At 70.7% G+C, this 21,526-nt stretch carries 15 protein-coding genes; 4 read left to right on the top strand and 11 right to left on the bottom strand.

Annotated features, from left to right (window positions below; genetic code table 11):
• Nucleotides 1-17 precede the first annotated feature (17 nt).
• The 3 genes from ACZ4TG_RS21380 to ACZ4TG_RS21370 all read left to right on the top strand — a co-directional run bounded on the left by ACZ4TG_RS21380 (nt 18) and on the right by ACZ4TG_RS21370 (nt 5,143).
• Nucleotides 18-1,307 carry a sugar ABC transporter permease gene (locus tag ACZ4TG_RS21380; RefSeq protein WP_468165486.1) on the top strand — a complete coding sequence of 430 codons (1,290 nt, stop codon included), beginning with the start codon at nt 18-20 and terminating at the stop codon, nt 1,305-1,307.
• 253 nt (nt 1,308-1,560) lie between these two features.
• Nucleotides 1,561-3,477 carry a 1-deoxy-D-xylulose-5-phosphate synthase gene (gene dxs, locus ACZ4TG_RS21375; protein ID WP_468165042.1) on the top strand — a complete coding sequence of 639 codons (1,917 nt, stop codon included), beginning with the start codon at nt 1,561-1,563 and terminating at the stop codon, nt 3,475-3,477.
• A 124-nt stretch (nt 3,478-3,601) separates the two neighbouring features.
• The gene (locus tag ACZ4TG_RS21370; protein WP_468165040.1) at nt 3,602-5,143 is read left to right on the top strand and encodes an amino acid permease; all 1,542 of its coding nucleotides are present in this window, start codon (nt 3,602-3,604) and stop codon (nt 5,141-5,143) included.
• Between the two features lie 27 nt (nt 5,144-5,170).
• Here the strand turns inward: ACZ4TG_RS21370 and ACZ4TG_RS21365 are convergent, their stop codons facing one another.
• Nucleotides 5,171-6,241 (bottom strand): LCP family protein, encoded by a 1,071-nt coding sequence (locus ACZ4TG_RS21365; RefSeq protein WP_468165038.1) that lies wholly within the window; start codon nt 6,239-6,241, stop codon nt 5,171-5,173.
• 239 nt (nt 6,242-6,480) lie between these two features.
• Between ACZ4TG_RS21365 and ACZ4TG_RS21360 the strand changes: the two genes are divergently transcribed.
• Nucleotides 6,481-7,515: a PLL family lectin gene (locus ACZ4TG_RS21360; RefSeq protein ID WP_468165036.1), complete on the top strand. Its 1,035-nt coding sequence runs from the start codon at nt 6,481-6,483 to the stop codon at nt 7,513-7,515.
• A gap of 22 nt (nt 7,516-7,537) precedes the next feature.
• Here the strand turns inward: ACZ4TG_RS21360 and ACZ4TG_RS21355 are convergent, their stop codons facing one another.
• The 10 genes from ACZ4TG_RS21355 to ACZ4TG_RS21310 all read right to left on the bottom strand — a co-directional run bounded on the left by ACZ4TG_RS21355 (nt 7,538) and on the right by ACZ4TG_RS21310 (nt 21,469).
• Complete coding sequence (locus ACZ4TG_RS21355; protein ID WP_468165034.1) at nt 7,538-9,139, bottom strand: glycosyltransferase family 2 protein; 1,602 nt, start codon at nt 9,137-9,139, stop codon at nt 7,538-7,540.
• Between the two features lie 16 nt (nt 9,140-9,155).
• A complete protein-coding gene (locus ACZ4TG_RS21350; RefSeq protein WP_468165032.1) occupies nt 9,156-9,968 on the bottom strand; it encodes an Ig-like domain-containing protein in 813 nt (270 codons plus the stop codon).
• Nucleotides 9,965-10,816, bottom strand: coding sequence for a rhamnogalacturonan acetylesterase (locus ACZ4TG_RS21345; protein ID WP_468165030.1), 852 nt, complete (start codon nt 10,814-10,816; stop codon nt 9,965-9,967). Before ACZ4TG_RS21345 ends, ACZ4TG_RS21350 begins: the two co-directional genes overlap by 4 nt.
• A 2-nt stretch (nt 10,817-10,818) precedes the next feature.
• Nucleotides 10,819-12,321: an SDR family NAD(P)-dependent oxidoreductase gene (locus ACZ4TG_RS21340; protein WP_468165028.1), complete on the bottom strand. Its 1,503-nt coding sequence runs from the start codon at nt 12,319-12,321 to the stop codon at nt 10,819-10,821.
• Nucleotides 12,322-12,398: 77 nt separating this feature from the next.
• The gene (locus tag ACZ4TG_RS21335; protein ID WP_468165026.1) at nt 12,399-14,393 is read right to left on the bottom strand and encodes a hypothetical protein; all 1,995 of its coding nucleotides are present in this window, start codon (nt 14,391-14,393) and stop codon (nt 12,399-12,401) included.
• 159 nt (nt 14,394-14,552) lie between these two features.
• Entirely contained in the window at nt 14,553-15,608 is a 1,056-nt protein-coding gene (locus ACZ4TG_RS21330) for a phage baseplate protein (protein WP_468165024.1), read from the bottom strand.
• A gap of 157 nt (nt 15,609-15,765) precedes the next feature.
• A complete protein-coding gene (locus ACZ4TG_RS21325) occupies nt 15,766-17,895 on the bottom strand; it encodes a 3-hydroxyacyl-CoA dehydrogenase NAD-binding domain-containing protein (RefSeq protein WP_468165022.1) in 2,130 nt (709 codons plus the stop codon).
• On the bottom strand, nt 17,892-19,118 hold the full coding sequence (locus tag ACZ4TG_RS21320) for a thiolase family protein (RefSeq protein WP_468165020.1): 1,227 nt from the start codon (nt 19,116-19,118) through the stop codon (nt 17,892-17,894). The genes ACZ4TG_RS21325 and ACZ4TG_RS21320 overlap by 4 nt, the downstream gene beginning before the upstream one ends.
• A 271-nt stretch (nt 19,119-19,389) precedes the next feature.
• Nucleotides 19,390-20,670 carry an HRDC domain-containing protein gene (locus tag ACZ4TG_RS21315; RefSeq protein WP_468165018.1) on the bottom strand — a complete coding sequence of 427 codons (1,281 nt, stop codon included), beginning with the start codon at nt 20,668-20,670 and terminating at the stop codon, nt 19,390-19,392.
• Between the two features lie 136 nt (nt 20,671-20,806).
• Nucleotides 20,807-21,469 (bottom strand): helix-turn-helix transcriptional regulator, encoded by a 663-nt coding sequence (locus ACZ4TG_RS21310; protein ID WP_007267191.1) that lies wholly within the window; start codon nt 21,467-21,469, stop codon nt 20,807-20,809.
• Nucleotides 21,470-21,526: the final 57 nt, after the last annotated feature.

The following is a 21,526-nucleotide window of genomic DNA, read 5'->3' as shown; positions in this document are numbered from 1 at the left end:
ACCCTGCCGCCGGACCGCTGGACAAGGGTCCGGCCGGCCAGGCCGAGCACATCGACCCGGTCAACCCGGCGGCCGCCCATGACGCCATCCCGGCCGTCGACCCCCGTCTGCTCGTGCGCGAGCAGGGCCTGTACGGGTACCTGCGCGAGTTCACCCGCAAGATGAAGGCGGGTGACCTGGGCTCCATCCCGGTCGTCGTCGGCCTGATCATCATCTGGAGCATCTTCCAGAGCCTGAACTCGAACTTCCTCTCCCCGGAGAACCTGACCAACATCGCGATCACGATGGTCGCCACCGGCATGATGGCCGTCGGCATCATCTTCGTGCTGCTGCTCGGCGAGATCGACCTCTCGGTCGGCTCGGTCAGCGGTGTCTCGGGCGCGATCGTCGCCGTCCTCGCCGTCACCCACGGCGTGAACGAATGGCTCGCGATCCTCGCCGCCGTCGCGGGCGGCGCCCTGATCGGGTCCATCCACGGCTTCTTCTTCGCCCGGATCGGTGCCCCGGCCTTCGCCGTCACCCTGTCGGGCCTGCTGTTCTGGTCCGGCGCCATGCTGCAGATCCTCGGCAGCAACGGCACCATCAACCTCGACTCCGAGGGCGTGGTCGGCCAGCTGACCACGTACTTCTTCTCGGACGTGGCCGTCGGCTACGGCCTCGCGGCCGTCGCCGTGGCGGGGTACTTCCTGGCCACCTTCTTCGACAACAAGCGCCGGCAGGCCGCGGGCGTCCCCTCGCGGCCGCTCACCGAGATCGTGCTGCGCACCGGCGTCCTCGCGGTGTTCACCTTCGGTCCCGCCGTGGTGTTCAACCAGTACAAGGGCCTCCCGCTCGCGGTGGTGCTCTTCCTGCTGGCGCTGGTCGGCACGGACTTCGTGCTGCGCCGCACCTCCTTCGGCCGCCAGGTGTTCGCACTCGGCGGCAGCGTCGAGGCCTCCCGCCGGGCCGGCATCAACGTCAACCGGGTGCGCATCTCGGTCTTCGCCATCGCCGGCACCTTCGCCGCCGTCGGCGGGCTCTTCTGGGCCTCCAAGATCGCGGCGGCCAACCAGAGCGCCGGCGCCGGCGACCTGCTGATGAACGTGATCGCGGCGGCCGTCATCGGCGGCACCAGCCTCTTCGGCGGCCGGGGCCGGACCTGGAACGCCCTCCTGGGCGTCATGGTCATCACCTCCATCCAGTACGGTCTGGCCCTGGAGGGAATCGCGACCCCGATCCAGTACATGATCACCGGCGCGGTCCTGCTGGCCACGGTCGTGATCGACTCGGTCACCCGCAAGACCCAGAAGACGGCCGGACGCGCCTGACCGCGCGCCCGGAGGCAGTACCCCGGCGGTAAGACCCGTCACAGTGCCCGGTGCCACTCCACGTGGCGCCGGGCGCTTGTGCGTAGATATGAACGTACAACTGTGCGGGTATACGCCCGTTTGGGATGTGTGATTTAGCGATGACGCGTACAGGTATGACAAAGGCGTGACCCACCCGGTACCGCCCGATGATGCTCGTCGCGAGCGGAACATTAGACTCGACAGACCAGCAAGCAACTGCAAGGAGGCACGGGTGCTGCTGACCCGCATCAAGGGACCGCGCGATCTGGACCGGCTCAGCCAGGAGGAGCTCAACCAGCTCGCCGCCGAGATCAGGTCCTTCCTCGTCGACGCCGTCTCCAAGACCGGCGGGCACCTCGGCCCCAACCTCGGTGTGGTCGAACTGACGATCGCCCTTCACCGGGTCTTCGACTCGCCCAAGGACAAGGTCCTCTTCGACACCGGCCACCAGGCCTACGTCCACAAGCTGCTCACCGGCCGCCAGGACTTCGCCGGCCTGCGCACCAAGGGCGGCCTGTCCGGATACCCCTCGCGCGCCGAGTCCGACCACGACGTGATCGAGAACTCCCACGCCTCCACGGTGCTGGGCTGGGCCGACGGCCTGGCCAAGGCCAACGAGGTGCTCCGCCGCGAGGACCACCACGTCGCCGCCGTCATCGGCGACGGCGCCCTGACCGGCGGCATGGCCTGGGAGGCGCTGAACAACATCGCCGCCGCCAAGGACCGCCCGCTGGTCATCGTCGTCAACGACAACGAGCGCTCGTACGGCCCCACCATCGGCGGCCTCGCGAACCACCTGGCCACCCTGCGCACCACGGACGGCTACGAGCGCTTCCTGGCCCGCGGCAAGGAGATCCTGGAGCGCACCCCGGTCGTCGGGAAGCCGCTCTTCGAGACCCTGCACGGCGCCAAGAAGGGCCTCAAGGACTTCATCGCCCCGCAGGGCATGTTCGAGGACCTCGGCCTGAAGTACATCGGGCCCATCGACGGCCACGACATCGAGGCCCTGGAATCGGCCCTGCAGCGCGCCAAGCGCTTCAGCGGCCCGGTCATCGTGCACTGCCTCACCCAGAAGGGCCGCGGCTACACCCCGGCCCTGGAGCACGAGGCGGACCGCTTCCACGCGGTCGGCGTCATCCACCCGGACACCGGCCTGCCGGTGAAGACCGCCGCCGCCAGCTGGACCTCCGTCTTCGCCGACGAGATGGTCAAGCTCGGCCACGAGCGCGAGGACATCGTCGGCATCACCGCGGCGATGCTCCACCCGGTCGGCCTCAACAAGTTCGCCGAGGCCTTCCCGGACCGGATCTACGACGTCGGCATCGCCGAGCAGCACGGCGCGACCTCCGCGGCCGGCCTGGCCACCGGCGGGGTCCACCCGGTCTTCGCGGTGTACGCGACCTTCCTCAACCGCGCCTTCGACCAGGTCCTGATGGACGTCGCCCTGCACAAGTGCGGGGTCACCTTCGTCCTGGACCGGGCCGGTGTCACGGGTGACGACGGCGCCTCCCACAACGGCATGTGGGACATGTCGATCCTCCAGGTCGTCCCCGGCCTGCGGCTCGCCGCCCCGCGCGACGCCGAGCAGCTGCGCGCCCAGCTGCGCGAGGCCGTCGAGGTCAAGGACGCCCCGACCGTCGTGCGCTACTCCAAGGGCGTCGTCGGCCCGGCCGTCCCGGCCGTCGGCCGGATCGGCGGCATGGACGTGCTGCGCAGTCCGGCCCCCGAGGTCACCCGACCGGACGTACTGCTCGTCTCGGTCGGCGCGCTCGCCCCGATGTGCCTGGAGATCGCGGACCTGCTCGACAAGCAGGGCATCTCCACGACCGTGGTCGACCCCCGCTGGGTCAAGCCCGTGGACGAGGCCCTCGCCCCGCTCGCGGACCAGCACCGGGTCGTCGTCACCGTCGAGGACAACGGCCGCACCGGCGGTGTGGGCGCCGCCGTCTCGCAGGCCCTGCGGGACGCGGGGGTGGACGTACCGCTGCGCGACTTCGGCATCCCGCAGCGCTTCCTGGACCACGCGCTGCGCAAGGAGATCATGGCCGAGATCGGTCTGACGGCTCCGGACATCGCCCGGCAGGTGACCGGCCTGGTCGCCAAGCTGGACGGGCGCTACGACAGCGAGCCGGCCGCCACCGTCGACTAGTCCGGAACTCGCCGCACGAGCCGTTCGTAGATCGACGCGCGGTTGCACGTCACGGGCCGGGAGATCACTCTTGAAGGGTGGGCCTCCCGGCCCGTTCGTGCGTCGTCACCTGCCGGAGGCGTCGGTGAGCAGAGATCTGAACAGCCCATTCCGTACGAAGACGGTGGAGCAGTCCATCCGCGACACGGAGGAGCCGGAACACGCGCTCCGCAAGTCGCTCTCCGCCTGGGACCTGACGGTGTTCGGTGTGGGTGTCATCATCGGCACCGGCATCTTCGTCCTGACGGGCATCGCGGCCCGGAACAACGCCGGTCCTGCCACCGCCCTCTCCTTCGTGGCAGCGGGCGTCGTCTGCGCCCTCGCGGCGCTCTGCTACGCCGAGTTCGCGTCCACCGTGCCGGTGGCCGGATCGGCGTACACGTTCGCGTTCGCCTCGATCGGCGAGGTGCCCGCCTGGATCATCGGCTGGGACCTGGTGCTGGAATTCGCGCTCGGCACCGCCGTCGTGGCGGTGGGGTGGTCCGGGTACGTGCGCCACCTCATGCACACCAACCTCGGCTGGGACCTGCCCGTCGGGCTCTCGGGCCCCGATGCGGGCGGAACCTTCGACCTGCTGGCGTTCGTGCTGATCCTGGTGCTGACCGCGGTGCTGGTCGTCGGGACGAAGCTCTCGGCCCGGATCACCGCGATCGTGGTCGCCATCAAGGTCACCGTGGTGCTGCTGGTCATCGTCGCGGGCCTGTTCTTCGTCAAGGCGGACAACTACAAGCCGTTCGTCCCGCCGGCCGTGCCGCAGACCACGGGCAGCGGCTGGAAGGCGCCGCTGGTCCAGGTGCTGTTCGGCTACGAGCCGACGAACTTCGGCGTCATGGGCATCTTCACCGCGGCCTCCCTGGTGTTCTTCGCCTTCATCGGCTTCGACGTCGTGGCCACCGCGGCCGAGGAGACCAAGAACCCCCAGCGGGACATGCCGCGCGGCATTCTCGGCTCGCTGCTGATCTGCACGGTGCTCTACGTCGCTGTGACCCTGGTGGTCACCGGCATGCAGAAGTACACGGAGATGTCGCCGACCGCGCCGCTCGCCGAAGCCTTCAAATCCGTGAACCAGCCGTTCTTCTCCGGTGCCATCAGCCTCGGGGCAGCCGTGGGTCTGATCACCGTGTGCATGATCCTGTTGCTCGGCCAGACCCGGGTGTTCTTCGCGATGAGCCGTGACGGGCTCCTGCCGCGCGTCTTCTCCGTCACCCACCCCAAGTACCGCACCCCCTACCGGGCGACCATCCTGCTGGGTGTCCTGATCGCGGTCCTCGCGGGCTTCACCAGCCTGGAGAAGCTCGCGGAACTGGTGAACATCGGTACGCTCTTCGCCTTCGTGATCGTCGCGCTCGGCGTGATCATCCTGCGCCGGACCCGCCCCGACCTGCACCGGTCGTTCCGCACCCCGTGGGTGCCGGTGATCCCGATCCTGTCGATCGCGGCCTCGCTCTGGCTGATGCTGAACCTGCCGACCGAGACCTGGGCCCGGTTCGCCATCTGGATGGCCGTCGGCTTCGTCGTCTACTCCTTCTACGGCGTCTGGCACAGCCGGCTGAGCCGGGACCCCGAGGGCACCCCCGGCTTCGTCGCCCCGGACCCGCTGACGAAGCCTCCGGCTCCGGGGGAGTGACACCCGGCGCCGGGACCCGGGGCGGCTTCAGCCGCCCTTGGCCGGGGAGGTCTTCGCGGAGGCCGGGATCTTCTGGTCGGCGCGCAGGGCCTCCCACAGCTGGGTGGCCTGCGGCTGGGCGACGACCACGCGGTTCGGGTCGACCTTGTCGTAGGCCACCGGCAGCATGATGGTCTCCATCGTCGCCGGGTCCACGCCCTTCATGCTCTGCGCGAAGTCGGACAGCGCGGTGAGCGAGGCCAGATCGGAGTCGGTGGTCAGCGACTTCGTCCCGGCGTCGGCGAGCTTGTACAGCCGGGCCGGGTTGCCGAGGGCGTCCTGCTTCTTGATCTCGGACAGCATGGCGAGCATGAACTGCTGCTGGAGGCCGATGCGCCCGAGGTCGCTGCCGTCGCCGTAGCCGTAGCGGGTCCGTACGAACTTCAGCGAGTCGGTGCCGTTCAGCCGGTGCGTGCCCGCGTCCAGCTTGAGGCCGCCCTTCGCGCCGCTCATCGGCTTGTCGAGGGTGACGGTGACCCCGCCGAGCGCGTCCACCAGGCCCTTGAAGCCGGCGAAGTCCACCTCGACGAAGTGGTCCACGCGGATTCCGGACATCTGCTCCACGGTCTTGACCACACAGGCCGGACCGGCGAGGGAGTAGACGGAGTTGAACATGACCCGGTTCGCGGGCGGCACGGTGGCGCCGTCGTTCTTCTTGCACTCGGGCCGGCTGATCAGGGTGTCGCGGGGGATGCTCACCGCGGTCGCCCTGGCGCGGCCCTCGGGTATGTGGACCAGCATGGCGGTGTCGGAGCGGGCTCCGCTGACATCGCCGTGGTCGAGGTCCCCGTTGGCTCCGGCCCGTGAATCGGAGCCGAGGACCAGGACGTTCTGGGCGTTCTCCACGACCTTCTGCGGGCGGTTGTCGCCGATCGCCTGGTTCAGGTCGACGCTGGCGATGTTCCCGTTCAGGTGGCTGTAGACCCACCAGCCGGTTCCGCCGGCCGCGAGGATGAGCACGGCCAGCGCCGACAGTACGATCCACAGGACGCGCCTGCCGCGTCGGGGCTTGCGCCGGGACGCAGGGGAGGGGGCCGGGGCCGAGGGCCGGTCGGTCATGGAGGCAGAGCCCTTCTATTATAGATGGGGTGAATCATAGGACACGCTTTCGAGTGGCTGGTCCTTTTCGGTGAAACCCCCGTCGGACGACCGGCGGACAGCACTCGGCGGAAGGGCGGAACGGCAGCGTGACGCGAGGCAACGGCGGTGGCCGGACGGCTCCTTCCACCCGCGGGGCGACTCCCCCCGCCCCCGGCCGGCCAGCCCCCCTCCCCTCCTCGCCCCCGGTCGGGAACTGGTTGTTCAGGGGCTGTGACGGCCGTCTGACGGCCTACGCGTCCGGACCGCACGGTCTGCTGCGCTGGACCGAAGCCGCCGCCCCCCGCTCCGGCTGGACCGGTCCGGAGCCCTTCGAGGTGCCCGGCTGGACCGGCCCCGTGGCCATGGCGCAGAGCCGCGAGGGGTACGTGCACTTCGTCGCCCGGACGACCGCTCAGGATGGTTCGGGCAGGCCGGAAATCGCTGTTTCCACCCAGTTCCAGCCCGGCCGGGGCATGATCGACTGGTACAGCCTCGGCGTCCCGGCGCTGCGCGGCGGCCCCACCGACGACGCACTCGTCGGCCCGCCCCGCATCGCCGTCAACCAGCGTTCCGGCTCCGTGCACATCCTCGCGTCCCTGCGGCACGGCGGCGTCCTGCGGCGCAGCCGCAACGCCGAGGGCGCGTGGGGCGGCTGGAAGCAACTGGCCCCGGAGTGCTACGAGGGCGGCGTGACCCCCCTCATGCCCGAAGGGGGACGGCTGGAACTGCTCGCCCTCGGCCGGGCCGGCGCCGACCGCTGGACGGGCGCGGGAGCGGGCCAGTTCCGGCACGCCGACCGCATACCCACCCCGGTCGTCCCCGGGACCCCGGCGGTGTGCGAGACGGGGCCGCGCAGGGCCACGTACTTCTGGCGCTACCCGGGCGACGGCTCGCTCGTCGCCTGGCGGCCCGTACAGCAGGGCGTCCAGGGCGGCCTGATGGGCCTCGGCGGCGCGGGCGGCCGGGGCGCCCCGGGCGTGGCCCGGGCCTTCGTCGGCGGCTACGACTGCACGGTGCTCGCGCAGACCGGGGCGGAGGGCGACATCGAAGTCACCGCCTACGTCACCGAGAATGAGGGCTACGGCACCTGGTGGGTCTCCCTGGGCGGCCACGGCGCGCGGGCCCCCCAGGTGGCCGTGGACGCGGCCGGCCGGATCGTGGTGGCCGCCTTCGACCGGGACGGCGCGCCGATCTGCGCCCGCCAGGACAGCGGCGCCCAGGGGCTGGCCTTCGGCCCCTGGGAAACCCTCTGAGCCACGGGCCCGCCGACCCCGCTCAGCCGCCGCTCGGCAGCGGGGTGCGCCGGGCGACCTCGATGCTCAGGCCGCCGGACTCCGTGTAGAAGGGCGTGGCGACCAGCTCCATCCCCTGGACATCCGGCGCCGGGGCGATCCGCACCGGCATCCGGGCCGTCGTGTCCACCTCGGGGGCCCGCCGCGGGCCGAGCCGCACCTCGCGGCTCACGCCCTCGAAGCTGACGGCGAGGTGCAGGTCCCAGATGCCCGGCGGGAGCGGCCAGCCCACGGCGGTCTGCGCCAGGTTGAGCCGGGCCGAGAAGCGGCCCATCGCCCGCGGGTTGCCCTTGGTGTTGGTCAGGGTGTCGTCCCGCCGGGCGGTCACGGCGTACGTCTCCTGCGCACCGCTGGTCCGCTCCCGCAGCACCACCCGGGTGGCCCGCTCCTTCGTCGACAGCTGTTCGAAGAACCCGTAGCCGTCCAGCAGCAGCATCGCCCCGTCCCAGCGGAGCCGTTGCAGCTGGTGGGTGACCGTCATGTCGTCGGTGATGTCGAACAGTTCGTCCGGCAGGCCGGTCTGCGGGTCCCGGAAGAACGGCAGCGTCGTGTACACCCGGCCGTTCTCCACGGTCTTGCGGACGCCGGGCCGCTTCTTGTCCGCCTCGAACGCGGCCATGGTCTGCGCCTCGGCGAACCGGCCCTGCGCCAGCAGGACGAAACGTACGGCCACCATCCGCGGCAGCAGCGCGAGCGCCCCCGCCGAGACCTGGGTCCGCAGCACCTCGGCCGCCGCCCACAGGGTCTGCTCCCGCTCCGCCGGATCGGTGGAGGACAGCAGCGCGGCCGCGGTCGCCTTGCCGAGCTCCACCTCCAGGTGGCGCGAGTGCAGCCGGTCCCGGCGCGGCCCCTCCGGCACCTGCGAGCTGACCAGCGCCAGCATCCGCGCGACCAGGGCGACCCGGTCCGTCGGGCCCGCCGCGGACGCGGGCGCGGGGCCCTTGATCACGCAGGGCGCGTCGGCGACGACCGAGACGTTGTCCGCCCCGATGAACGCGGCGGCGGTGAAGGCCTGGTCGTCACCGATCAGCATGTCGGTGGGGAAGGCCAGCGCCCGCCGCTGGATGAGGCTGGTGCGGAACAGCTTGTCCGGGGTCAGCGACCAGTAGACGCGCGAGGAGTCCACGTCCGTGTAGGCCTGGTTCTTGCGGAACATCGAGGTCGCGACGGTGTGCCGGCCGGAGCTCTCCAGCTTGCCGAGCACGATGTCGGCCTCGTTCGCGTCGGCCGCGGTGACCATCCGCTCCAGGGCGTCGGGCGCCAGCCGGTCCGCGGCCTCCAGGAAGATCACGTACCGTCCGCGGACCTGGCTCAGCGCCCAGTTGCGGGCCGCCGCCGGGCTCAGTCCGTGGGTCACCTGCCCCATGCGCAGGAACGACGGGTACTGGTGGGCCGCGCGGGCCAGGACGGACCCGCTCTCGTCCGTGGACCCGTCGTCGACGGCGATGATCTCCAGCCGGTCCGTGCCGATCGTCTGACCGACGAGGGAGGCCAGACAGGCGTCGAGGGCGGCGGCCTGGTCGCAGACCCGGAGCGCGACCGTCACGTCCTTGATGTCGGTGACGCTCGGGACGGCTGTGTTCATGGTCGTGTGATCCTGTTCAGTTCTGCGGGGACCGGTGGGGCGCGGGCACGGGCCAGGGCATCTCGCCACTGAGCTCGGGCCACTGCCACGGGCGGAAGCCGACGTCCGTCGTGTGCTCCGGGAAGGCGCCGGGCGTGGCCGCCAGCGATCCGACGAACACGTTCACGTGCGAGGTCAGCTTCGCCGCCTCGGGAGTACCCACCACGTACTCGAACCGGTCGTATCCGGTGAAACCGGGTGAGGGGGTGTAGGTCACCCAGCCGTCGTACGACAGCTGCGCGTCGCCGCCCAGCGGCTGCGTCACCGAGATGGCCGTGGAACCGGCGGGGGAACCGGACAGCACGTTCACCGAGGCCGGCGTGCCCGGTTCGGCCGCGATCCGCAGCCCCCGCGCGGCGGGCGGCCGCAAGGGCAGCGCCTGCGCGTCGAGTCTGCCCGTACGCACCATCTTGCGGCCGGACGCGTCCGGGATGCCCACCATGATCTGGGGGCGGATCCGGCGCGTGGCGGCCTTGTCGCCGGCCCGCAGGTGCAGGATCCCGGTACCCGTCTCGCCGGCCTCGGCGCGGATCCGGAACCAGCGCTGCCGGGGGAAGTACTCCAGCCCCTGGACGCCGACGATCTCGCCGGTCCGGGTCAGGGGTTCGGCCAGCAGGTACGCGCAGCCGCGCGCGGCGGCCGGGTCGACGGCCACCGAGAGGCCGAACTGGACGGTCTCGCCGGGGGCGACGCCGCGGCGCGGGTCCGCCGAGGAGTACAGGCCCGCGTAGACGGCGCCCTGGGAGGGGTCGGCGCCGAGGGCCCGGCCCCGGCCGAGGAGGTGGTTCACGCGCCGGACTCCTTGTTCGCCTGGGCCGCGTCGGCCGCCGCCGCGGCGGCCGGGACCGTGGACACGCGGCTCTTGGTGCGGTGCCGGAAGGTTTCCTCGTCCAGCCAGCCCAGCTCCTCGTACGAGAAACGGGTGCGCTCCAGGTCCCGGCCCCAGTGCGCGGGGACGATGCCCTGCTCCAGCATGCTGCGGGCGATGAACCGGGCGCACTCGATCGCCCCTTCGGCCCGCAGGTGGACGTTGTCCGCGTCCAGGACGTGCTCCTGGAGGGGTTCGCCGGGCCGCAGGTAGGTGAAGACGGCCTTGGTGGCCTCCGGCCCGAGCTCCTCCCACCACTGCAGGCTCTGCCCGTACAGGTCCACGACCGGTACGTGCTCGTCCTCGGCCAGCTGCCGCGCGGCGACCGGGTAGTCGCCGAGGAAACGGGCGACGTTGCCGTGCCGGTCGATCCGCCGCCGCTCGTACGGCAGCAGGATCACCGGGTGCGCCTGCCGCTCCCGGGCGCCGTGCACGTACGCCGCCATGTGTTCGAGGAAGGTGGTGAAGGGCTCGGTGTGCAGACCCGGGTCCGGCTTCCAGTCCGTCTGGCCGAAGCCGAACAGCAGGTAGTCACCCGCCTGCATGTTGTCCAGGATCCACTGGAGCCGGCCGCGCTCGCGGAAGCTCTTGGAGCTGGCCCGCGCCCGCGAGCAGTTGACCACCTCCACCGCCTCGGTGAGGAAGAGCGGCAGCGCCTGCGTCCAGCCCGCCATCGGCAGGAAGCTGTACGGCCGGCTGACCGCGTTGGAACCGCCCGCCACGAAGATCCTGGGGCGCCGGTCCTGCTGTTGTCCGGGTGCGTACGACACGCCTAGACCTCCTCGTCCCCCGCGGTCTGGATCAATACGGAGGCCAGCGCGGCCTCGAAGGCGGAGCGCTGCGCCGCGTTCGTGGTCGGGTCCTGCTTGCGGACGTCGATGACGTGCCCGGTCATCGCCGACAGCAGGACGTCCAGGGAGGTCAGCGCCACGGCCTCGGAGGACAGCAGGGACTCCGTCGGCTCCTGGCCGAAGGCCTTGGTCCGCATCGGGGTGGCGGTCCGCTCCGGGTTCACGCAGTTCACGCGGATGCGGTCCTCGGCCCACTCGTCGGCGAGCGCCTGCGTCAGGTTGACCATGGCGGCCTTGGTCGACGAGTAGAGGCTGTACTTGGCACGGCCCCGGGTGTAGCTGCTGGAGGTGAAGAGCAGCAGCTGGCCCTCGGTCTCGCTGAGGTACTTGTACGAGGTCCGGGCGATGTGCACGGGGGCGAGGTAGTTGACCTCCAGCGCCTCCCGGATCGTGTCGTTGTCCGTCTCGTCGAGGCGGCCGACCCGCAGCACGCCCGCGGTGTTCACCACGTAGTCGATCCGGCCGGTCTCGGCGTAGGCCGCGGCCAGCGCCTCCTCGACGTGGTCGGGGTTCTCCACGTGCGTACCGGTGGTGGAGCGGCCCAGGGCGAAGACGCGCGCCCCGAAGCCCTCGGCGATCCGGGCGATGTCGGCGCCGATGCCGTACGAGCCGCCGAACACCACCATCGTCTTGCCGGAGAGCTGCTCGCGGTAGGCGGTCTCGCCGGCCTGCGCGGGCGCGGTGTGGGAGGCGAGCTGGAACAGCTTGTCCGCGATGAACACGTCGACGGGCTGTGTGACCTTCATGTTGTACTCGTCGCCCGTGACCACGTGGACCGGTACGTCGGGCAGGTACTTCACGACCACGGAGCAGTCGTCGGTGGCCTGGAAGAACGGGTCCGAGGCAGCCCGCTCGTAGGCGGCGCGGATCGTGGAGAGCCGGAACCCCTGCGGGGTCTGGCCGCGGCGCAGCCGGGAGCGGTCGGGGACCTCGGTGATGAACTCGCCGTCGTCGCCGTGGGTCCGGGTCACGATCACGGTGTCGGACGAGGGGATGGCCACGTCGACGGCGTGGTAGCGCTCCAGGGACTCGACGCACTCCTTGACCACGCGCTGCGAGAGCAGCGGGCGCACGGCGTCGTGGAAGAGCAGGTTGCAGTCCTCTCCGGCGCCCAGTCCCTCGGCCGCCGCGGCGATGGCGATACGGGTGGTCTCGCTGCGCGTCGAACCGCCGGCCAGCACGCGCGAGACCTTGCCCAGTCCGGCGCGCTCGACGATGCGCCGGGCCTCGTCGACGTAGTCGGGCGTCATGAGGAGGATGACGTCGTCCACGTCGGCCGCGTTCTCGAAGATGTGCAGCGTGTGTTCGAGGATCGGCTTCCCGGCGATCTTGAGCAGCTGCTTCGGTATCTCGAGGCCGATGCGCTGGCCGGTGCCCCCGGCGAGTACGACGGCGATGGTGCGGCGGCTGGGGCTGGACGACAAGGTCTGCTTCTTCCTGAGCTGAGGGCGGGGCCCCGGCTGAACCGGGAGCGCGCGCCGCGTGGGGGAGCGGTGCGCTGTCATGCGGGGAAGTGCGCCTGCTCGGGGTACTCGATGGGGAAGTCGAGGATCCCGCGCCGGTAGAGGTTGTTCGCCGCCGCGTTGAAGCGGACGATCGACGGCGGGTACTCCGCGCCCAGCAGGTACTCCTTGAGCTGTTCCCGGTAGGGGGCCATGAAGTCCTCGCGGGGCCTGAGCATCGCGTCGATGGCCTCGGACAGGCCGTTGCAGTCGGCGTCCAGGAGGTAGGAGGCGTACGCGGTGCGCTGCTCGTTGCGGAACTCCTGGTCGGGCAGGCCGTCCAGGTTGAAGATCGCGTACGGCTTGAGGGTCGCGACGAAGTCGGACACCACGCTCGACATGTCGCCGATGAGCAGGTCGGACTGGTTGAAGCAGTCGTACAGGGCGGGGATGCGGGCGGTCACCACGTGGTGCGCGGCGTCGGGCATCGCGTTCCAGTACAGGGTCCCCGCCTGGTTGCGGCTGCGCCTGATGCGGGCGGTCCGCTCCTCCTCGGTGAGGTCGGGGTACTTCGAGCGGACACCGCGTTCGGAGAGGTCCGCGATGCGCTGGTCGATCCGGGCCAGCTTCTTGGCCGCGGCCTTGGAGTCGGTCACGTTGCGGCCGAAGCGCCGGGCGTTGTCCTCCTCCAGGAGGGCGATGACGCGGCGGTGCGCGGCGGCGGCCTCGGAGGAGCGGGAACCGGTGAGGGGGTGCGGCTTGTAGATGATCCGGATGTCCAGCTCGTGGTCGAGCAGGGCGCGGATCAGCTTCTCGCCGGCCGGGATGACCGAGGTGTAGCAGGCGTCGTCGGTCCAGCCCTCCCAGGTGGGGGCGTAGATGACGGTGGGCACGGGATTGGCGACCTTGCCGGTCCAGCTGTGCAGGGGCATCAGCTGGGGGCGGCCGACCTCGACGATCTGGTTGTGCGTCACGGCGTGCTTGATGCGTTCGTAGCGGTCGCGGCCGGCCCGGCCGGCCACCCAGATCTCGTCGAAGACCTTGCTGACGCGGTTGCTGCTGGCGAGCTTGTCGCTGTCGCCGTGGCCGATGAAGACGTGCTTGACCTCGGCGCGCTGGAGCATGTGCACGTTCTTGCCCGCATTGCCGGGATAAAGGGAGACTCGCAGCTCGTTCATCTCGATACGTGCGAGATTGTCTGCTTTGGGAACGCAGATGACCGGAACCGAGGTCGCGTCCAGGTAGCGCAGGGTGGCCCGCTCGCGCAGCACGATGATGGGCCTGAGCTCCAGTGACTCCAGCGACTCCAGCCACATGTTCACCTGGTACATGAAGTCTTTGGAGATCGCGGCGAAGGTGAAGTAGAGCGCGACCTGGGGTCGATATTGAGCCAGTTGGTGATTGAGCTCGTCGATGGCCTCGTCGTTGGTGGGCAGCTTGAGCGCGTTGCGCGCGTCGGGCAGCAGCACCAGCAGGGAGAGGTAGGCGAGGAAGACCGTGGTGATCATGCCGTACGTGACGTAGCGCCAGTTGTCCGTCGCGATGGTGGCGAGGGCGCCGGCCACGAGCGGGATGTCCAGGTGCAGTGTCTTTCGGACGTGTTTGTCCACCAGGAACGGATGCGGCATGCGGCGGATGCCGAGCGCTTCCAGGTCCAGCCCGCGGGTGGTGAACGGCAGCTCGTTGCGCTGCTTGCGGACGTGCTTGAGCAGCGCGCCGTAAGCGAGTTGCAGGATGAACAGCAGGAGCAGTCCGATGGTGGTCATCTGCGCCACGAACGACTCGATGTCGGCGATGGCCCCGCACAGGCCCAGCAGCAGGAACTGCCGGATCAGGAAGCGCATGGTCAGGCCGAAGCGCGAGTCGCGCAGCCGCTCCAGCGTCACCGACTCGGTGGTGTGGAGCATCAGGTCGGCCACGTAGCTGAGGGCCGCGCAGTACGTGAACATCGGGAGCGAGACGAGCGCGACGGCCACCATCATGCCGAGGAAGCTGAGGATGAGCCCGGTGGTGATCAGAACGCCCATGACGGCGTGCAGACGTTTGGGGCCCATCGTGAGAGGCCTCCCCGTGGAGGTGTAGGGATTCGGCTGAAGTGTCGCAGTAGTATAAGCAGCCGTATGGACGACTTAAGAACGCCCGGTGACGTCCAGGCCAACGATTGCGGGCATTCGTCGTCGAAATCGTGACCTTGTCGCGGGTAGTCGCGATCTTCACGCCACGTAGCGATACACCGTCAACTCGCGGCGCTCCTCGGCCTTAATGGAAAAGCCGACGCACAATGCCGCACGCGATCCGGCCGTACTGATCGCCATTCCCTCGGGTTCCCGGTAGGGGAGGTCCGGCGCCACGGTCACCCGGTGGCGCCCCTGCGCCTCGCCCGTGCGGATGTCGATTGCGGAGACATAGGTGTTTCCGCCGGATTTCCGAGGATTGTTCCCGTCCTTGGCCGTATACGGCCGGCCGGTCAGCACGTACGCGAAGTTCCCGTGCAGCGCGCAGCCCTGGAACCACTCCTCCTCCCGGACCTGCACGCCCGCCCTGACGACGTGCAGGGGGTCGAAGCGGCCGGCCAGGAAGTCCGCCGTCCCGAACACGGAGAACCGCTGCTCGCCGTCCCGCTCGTGGCTCACCAGGACCCGGCCGCCGGCCAGGTCGAGGGCGGGGGAGACGTCGGAGGAACCCGGGACCGGGTCGTAGTGCACCACCTCGTGGTCGGAGCCGTCGACGAGGGCCCCGTCCTTGAACTGCACGCGGGCCACGGCGCGGCCGTAGCCGCTCTCGGTGTCGGGCCTGCTCTCCACCCATATGTACGTGTACTTCCCCACGGGCTCGACACCGAAGGAAATACCGTGCCCGAAACCGCGCAGATACATATGACCGAGAGGTATCCCGGAACTGCTCATCCTGGTCAGGCACATATCGCCGGCGGACTTGCGGTCGGCGGAACTCACCGTATCCGGCTCGTCGTCGAGCCGTATGCCCGCCTGAATCGTCTGAAGGGTATAGACCAGCCCGTTGGCATCGTCGAACGCGAAGGACTGGGGGCCGCTCGTGTTGAATAGCGGCGTCGGCGCCAGCAGTTCGGCGCCGGTACGCATATCGAAGTCCCCGGCCGTCGGCTGGGGACTCTCTCCCTGTGCGCCGTCCGGCTCTTCGCCCTCGGGCGCGAGCGCCCACGCGAGCCCGCCCGCGGTGACCGCGGCGGCGGCCGCGCCACCGCCGAACATCAGCGTCCGACGGCTGAAAACAGTCTTGTCGTGCGCCATGCCGGTATTGTGCCAGCCCGTACGAGCGGTCCCGCCGCCACCCCCGGGGGGCCGCCGCCCCGGCCCCCGGACGCCCGCCCCCGCAAACGGCGGACGCCCGCCCCCGGTGAGGGGGACGGGCGCCACAAGTGCAGCCGCATCGTTGTGCGTGCGGACCTCAGACCGGGATGCTGGCCAGGCCCGGGGCGAGGAACTTCTTGCCGTTCACGCGCTCCGAGACACCCTCGCGGTCCAGGTACGGCGTGATGCCGCCCAGGTGGAAGGGCCAGCCGGCACCGGTGATGAGGCAGAGGTCGATGTCCTGGGCCTCGGCCACGACACCCTCCTCCAGCATCAGGCCGATCTCCTGCGCCACCGCGTCCAGGACGCGGTCGCGGACCTGCTCCTCGGTCAGGACGGAGTCGCCCTGCACCAGGAGGGCGGCGACCTCGGGGTCCAGCTCCGGCTTGCCGGAGTCGTAGACGTAGAAGCCGCGCTTGCCGGCCTTGACCACGGCCGCCAGGTTCGGCGAGACGGTGAAGCGCTCCGGGAAGGCGCGGTTCAGGGTCTCGGAGACGTGCAGGCCGATGGCCGGGCCGACGAGCTCCAGGAGGACCAGCGGGGACATCGGCAGACCGAGCGGCTCGATGGCCTTCTCGGCGGTGACCACCGGGGTGCCCTCGTCGATGACGTTCTGGATCTCGCCCATGAAGCGGGTCAGGATGCGGTTCACGACGAACGCCGGGGCGTCCTTGGTGAGGACCGCGGTCTTTTTCAGCTTCTTGGCGACACCGAAGGCCGTGGCCAGCGAGGCGTCGTCGGTCTGCTCACCGCGGACGATCTCCAGCAGCGGGAGGATCGCGACCGGGTTGAAGAAGTGGAAGCCGACCACGCGCTCCGGGTGCTGGAGCTTCGAGGCCATCTCCGACACCGACAGCGAGGAGGTGTTGGTGGCGAGGATCGCGTGCGCCGGGGCGACCGCCTCGACCTCCGCGAACACCTTCTGCTTGACGGACATCTCCTCGAACACGGCCTCGATGATGAAGTCCGCGTCCGCGAAGCCCTCGGCCTTGTCCAGGACACCGCTCACCAGGGCGGTCAGGCGGTTGGCCTTGTCCTGGTTGATGCGGCCCTTGCCGAGCAGCTTCTGGATCTCGGCGTGGACATAGCCCACACCCTTGTCCACGCGCTCCTGGTCGATGTCGGTGAGGACCACCGGCACCTCCAGGCGGCGCAGGAAGAGCAGCGCCAGCTGCGAGGCCATCAGGCCCGCGCCGACGACGCCGACCTTGGAGACCGGACGGGCCAGGGACTTGTCCGGGGCACCGGCCGGGCGCTTGCCGCGCTTCTGGACCAGGTTGAAGGCGTAGATGCCAGAGCGCAGCTCGCCGCCCATGATGAGGTCCGCGAGCGCGGTGTCCTCGGCGTCGAAGCCCTTCTGGAGGTCGCCGTCCTTGGCCGCCTCGATGATCTCCAGCGCGCGGTAGGCGGCCGGGGCCGCACCGTGCACCTTGGAGTCGGCGATGAAGCGGCCGCGGGCGACCGCCGCGTCCCATGCCTCGCCGCGGTCCACGTCGGCCCGTACGACCTCGGTGGTGCCGTTCAGGACGTTCGCCGTCCAGATCAGCGACTGCTCCAGGAAGTCCGCGCCCTCGAACAGCGCGTCCGCGATGCCGAGCTCGAAGACCTGCTTGCCGCGCAGCTGCTTGTTCTGGTTGAGCGAGTTCTCGATGATGACCGAGACCGCGCGGTCCGCGCCGATCAGGTTCGGCAGCAGGGCGCAGCCGCCCCAGCCGGGAACCAGGCCGAGGAAGACCTCGGGCAGCGAGAAGGCCGGGATGGCCTTCGAGACGGTGCGGTAGGTGCAGTGCAGACCGACCTCGACACCGCCGCCCATCGCCGCGCCGTTGTAGTACGCGAACGACGGGACGGCCAGGGCCGACAGGCGCTTGAAGACGTCGTGGCCGCCCTTGCCGATGGCGAGCGCCTCGTCGTGCTTCTTCAGCAGCTCGACACCCTTGAGGTCGGCGCCGACCGCGAAGATGAACGGCTTGCCGGTGATGCCCGCGCCGACGATGGAGCCCGCGAGGGCCTCCTGCTCGACCTGGTCGATCGCCGCGTTCAGGTTGGCCAGCGACTGGGGGCCGAAGGTGGTCGGCTTGGTGTGGTCGAAGCCGTTGTCCAGCGTGATGAGCGCGAAGCGCCCGGCGCCGAACGGCAGGTCCAGGTGGCGGACGTGCGCGGACGTGACGACCTCGTCCGGGAACAGCTCGGCCGCGCCCTTCAGGAGCTCAGCGGTGGTGCTCACTTGGAGTCTCCCTCGGCGTTGAAGTTCGGGTTCTCCCAGATGACCGTGGCGCCCATGCCGAAGCCGACGCACATGGTGGTCAGGCCGTAGCGGACGTGCGGCTGCTCCTCGAACTGGCGGGCCAGCTGCGTCATCAGGCGCACGCCCGAGGAGGCGAGGGGGTGGCCGAAGGCGATGGCGCCGCCGTACTGGTTCACGCGGGCGTCGTCGTCGGCGATGCCGTAGTGCTCCAGGAAGGCCAGCACCTGTACGGCGAAGGCCTCGTTGACCTCGAACAGGCCGATGTCCTCGATGGACAGGCCGGCCTGGGCCAGGGCCTTCTCGGTGGCCGGGATCGGGCCGTAGCCCATGACCTCCGGCTCGACACCCGCGAAGGAGTACGAGACCAGGCGCATCTTGACCGGGAGGTTGTTCTCCCGGGCGAAGTCCTCGGACGCGATGATCGCGGCGGTGGCACCGTCGTTGAGACCGGCGGCGTTGCCCGCGGTGACCCGGCCGTGCGTACGGAACGGGGTCTTCAGGCCGGCCAGGTTCTCCAGCGTGGTGCCCGGGCGCATCGGCTCGTCGGTGGTGACCAGGCCCCAGCCCGTCTCACCGACCTCCGCGTTGGTGTTGCGGACCGAGATCGGCACCAGGTCCTGCTGGATCTTGCCGTCGGCGTACGCCTTGGCGGCCTTCTCCTGCGAGCGCACGGCGTACTCGTCGGCGCGGAGCTTGGTGATCGTCGGGTACCGGTCGTGCAGGTTCTCGGCGGTCATGCCCATGAACAGGGCGGACTCGTCGACCAGCTTCTCGGAGACGAAGCGCGGGTTCGGGTCGACGCCCTCACCCATGGGGTGGCGGCCCATGTGCTCGACACCGCCGGCGAGGGCGACGTCGTACGCACCGAAGGCCACGCCGCCCGCGACGGCGGTCACGGCGGTCAGCGCGCCGGCGCACATGCGGTCGATGGAGTAGCCCGGTACGGACTGCGGGAGGCCCGCGAGGATGCCGGCCGTGCGGCCCAGCGTGAGGCCCTGGTCGCCGATCTGCGTGGTCGCGGCGATGGCGACCTCGTCGATCTTCTTGGGGTCCAGGTCCGGGTTGCGGCGCAGCAGCTCCCGGATCGCCTTCACGACGAGGTCGTCGGCGCGGGTCTCGTGGTAGATGCCCTTCGGGCCCGCCTTGCCGAACGGGGTGCGGACGCCGTCGACGAAGACGACGTCCCTGACGGTACGAGGCACGTTGGCTCTCCTCCAGGTGCGGGTGTGCACTGCTGCGCGGGGGCGCGTCGGCCGGTGTGGCTGAGCGCCCGCTCACCCGGCCCATGCTACTTGCGGGTAACCAATGTGCACACCCCCTCCCCGAGGAGCGGTGAAGGTCACACTCCGGACCCGGTCCGCGGCGCCTCCCGGACCGGCCCGTCGGCCATCGCCGAGGCCCGGAGCGTCATGGGCGCGCAACAGAAAGCCCCCGGCCGCGGGCCGGGGGCTTTCCTCCGCTGTCGTGGCGCGGTCAGGCGGTGGCGGCGAGCGCCTCGACCAGGGCCGGGGTGACCTGCTCGATCTGCCAGGGGCGGGCCCCGTAGCCGGCCAGCGCCTCGGACACCGCGTCGGCCTCCAGCCGCTGCGGGGGCTCCCAGCAGAGCCGGCGGACCGTGTCCGGGGTGATCAGGTTCTCCTGCGGCAGGTTCAGCCCCTCCGCCAGCGCGGTGACGGCGGCGCGGGCCGCCGACAGCCGGGCCGCGGCGGCCGGGTCCTTGTCCGCCCAGGAGCGCGGCGGCGGCGGACCGGCCGGGGTCGCCCCGGGCTGCGGCAGCTCGTTCTCGGGCAGGGCCTTGGCCCGGTCCACGGCGGCCATCCACTGCTCCAGCTGGCGCCGTCCCATCCGCTGCCCGTACCCGGGGAGCGTGGACAGGGCGTTCGCGTTCAGCGGCATCGCCAGCGCGGCCTCGACGATCGCCGCGTCCCCCAGCACCTTGCCGGGCGACACGTCACGGCGCTGCGCGATCCGGTCGCGGGACTCCCACAGCTCCCGTACGACGGCCATCTGCCGGCGCCGGCGCACCTTGTGCATGCCGGACGTCCGGCGCCAGGGGTCCTTGCGCGGCGGGGCGGGCGGGGCGGAGGCGATGGCGTCGAACTCCTGATGGGCCCATTCCAGCTTGCCCTGCCGGTCCAGCTCCTTCTCCAGCGCGTCCCGCAGGTCCACCAGCAGCTCCACGTCCAGCGCGGCGTACCGCAGCCAGGGCTCGGGGAGCGGGCGGGTCGACCAGTCGACGGCGGAGTGACCCTTCTCCAGCGTGTAGCCGAGCACGCTCTCGACCATCGCGCCGAGCCCGACCCGGGGGAAGCCGGCCAGGCGGCCCGCCAGCTCGGTGTCGAACAGGGAGGTGGGGGCCATGCCTATTTCGCGCAGGCACGGCAGGTCCTGGGTGGCGGCGTGCAGGATCCACTCGGTGCCGGAGAGCGCGTCGCCCAGCGTGGAGAGGTCGGGACAGCCGACCGGGTCGATCAGCGCGGATCCCGCGCCTTCGCGGCGCAGCTGCACCAGATAGGCGCGCTGGCCGTAGCGGTATCCGGAAGCGCGCTCGGCGTCGACGGCCACCGGCCCGGTACCCGCGGCGAAGGCCGCGACCACCTCGGCGAGGGCCTCCGCGTCGGCGACCACCGGGGGGATGCCCTCACGGGGCTCCAGCAAGGGAACAGGCAGCCCATCGGACGAAACCTCGTCGTCCGGGGGGCCGCCCCCGGTGGTGGTGCGCAGGTGTGCTGCGGTCTCTTGGGCGTCGGTCACCGGTCAAGGGTATCCGTGGATGTGACGCGCCCGTCGCCGGAACGTTCCGTCGACGGGCGCGAGAGGGAGGGGAGAGCGGAGTTCGGACGTGTCCCGGGGGTTCCCCGGGAGTTCACCCAGGAGCCTCCGGGCGGAATCAGTGGATGATCCCGGTCCGCAGTGCGACGGCGACCATCCCGGCCCGGTCGCCGGTGCCCAGCTTGCGGGCGATCCGGGCGAGGTGGGACTTGACGGTCAGGGCGGACAGGCCCATCGAGACGCCGATGGCCTTGTTGGACTGGCCCTCCGCGACGAGGCGCAGGACCTCGACCTCGCGGCCGGAGAGCTCTCGGTAGCCGCCCGGGTGGCTCGGGGCACCCGGGGGGCGGCGGTGCATACGGGCGGCGGCGGCGCCGATGGGGGCGGCGCCGGGCCGGGTGGGGAGCCCGATGTTGGTCCGGGTGCCGGTGACGACGTAGCCCTTCACTCCGCCCGCGAGGGCGTTGCGCACGGCACCGATGTCATCGGCGGCGGACAGGGCCAGGCCGTTCGGCCAGCCTGCGGCGCGGGTCTCGGAGAGCAGGGTGAGACCGGAACCGTCGGGCAGGTGTACGTCGGCCACGCAGATGTCGCGCGGGCTGCCGACGCGGGGGCGGGCCTCCGCGATGGACGACGCCTCGATCACATCACGTACTCCGAGGGCCCACAGATGGCGGGTCACGGTGGAACGGACGCGCGGGTCGGCCACGACGACCATGGCCGTCGGCTTGTTCGGGCGGTAGGCGACCAGGCTTGCGGGCTGCTCGAGAAGAACGGACACCTAGGCCTCCTGGGGGAGTGGCGGGACGTCCGGCTCGGGGAAGGAAGCCGGTGCGCA

The organism is Streptomyces sp. NPDC028314 (genome assembly GCF_055565795.1).
Note: the sequence above shows the minus strand (reverse complement) of the source record. Positions and strands in the feature narration are given on the sequence as shown.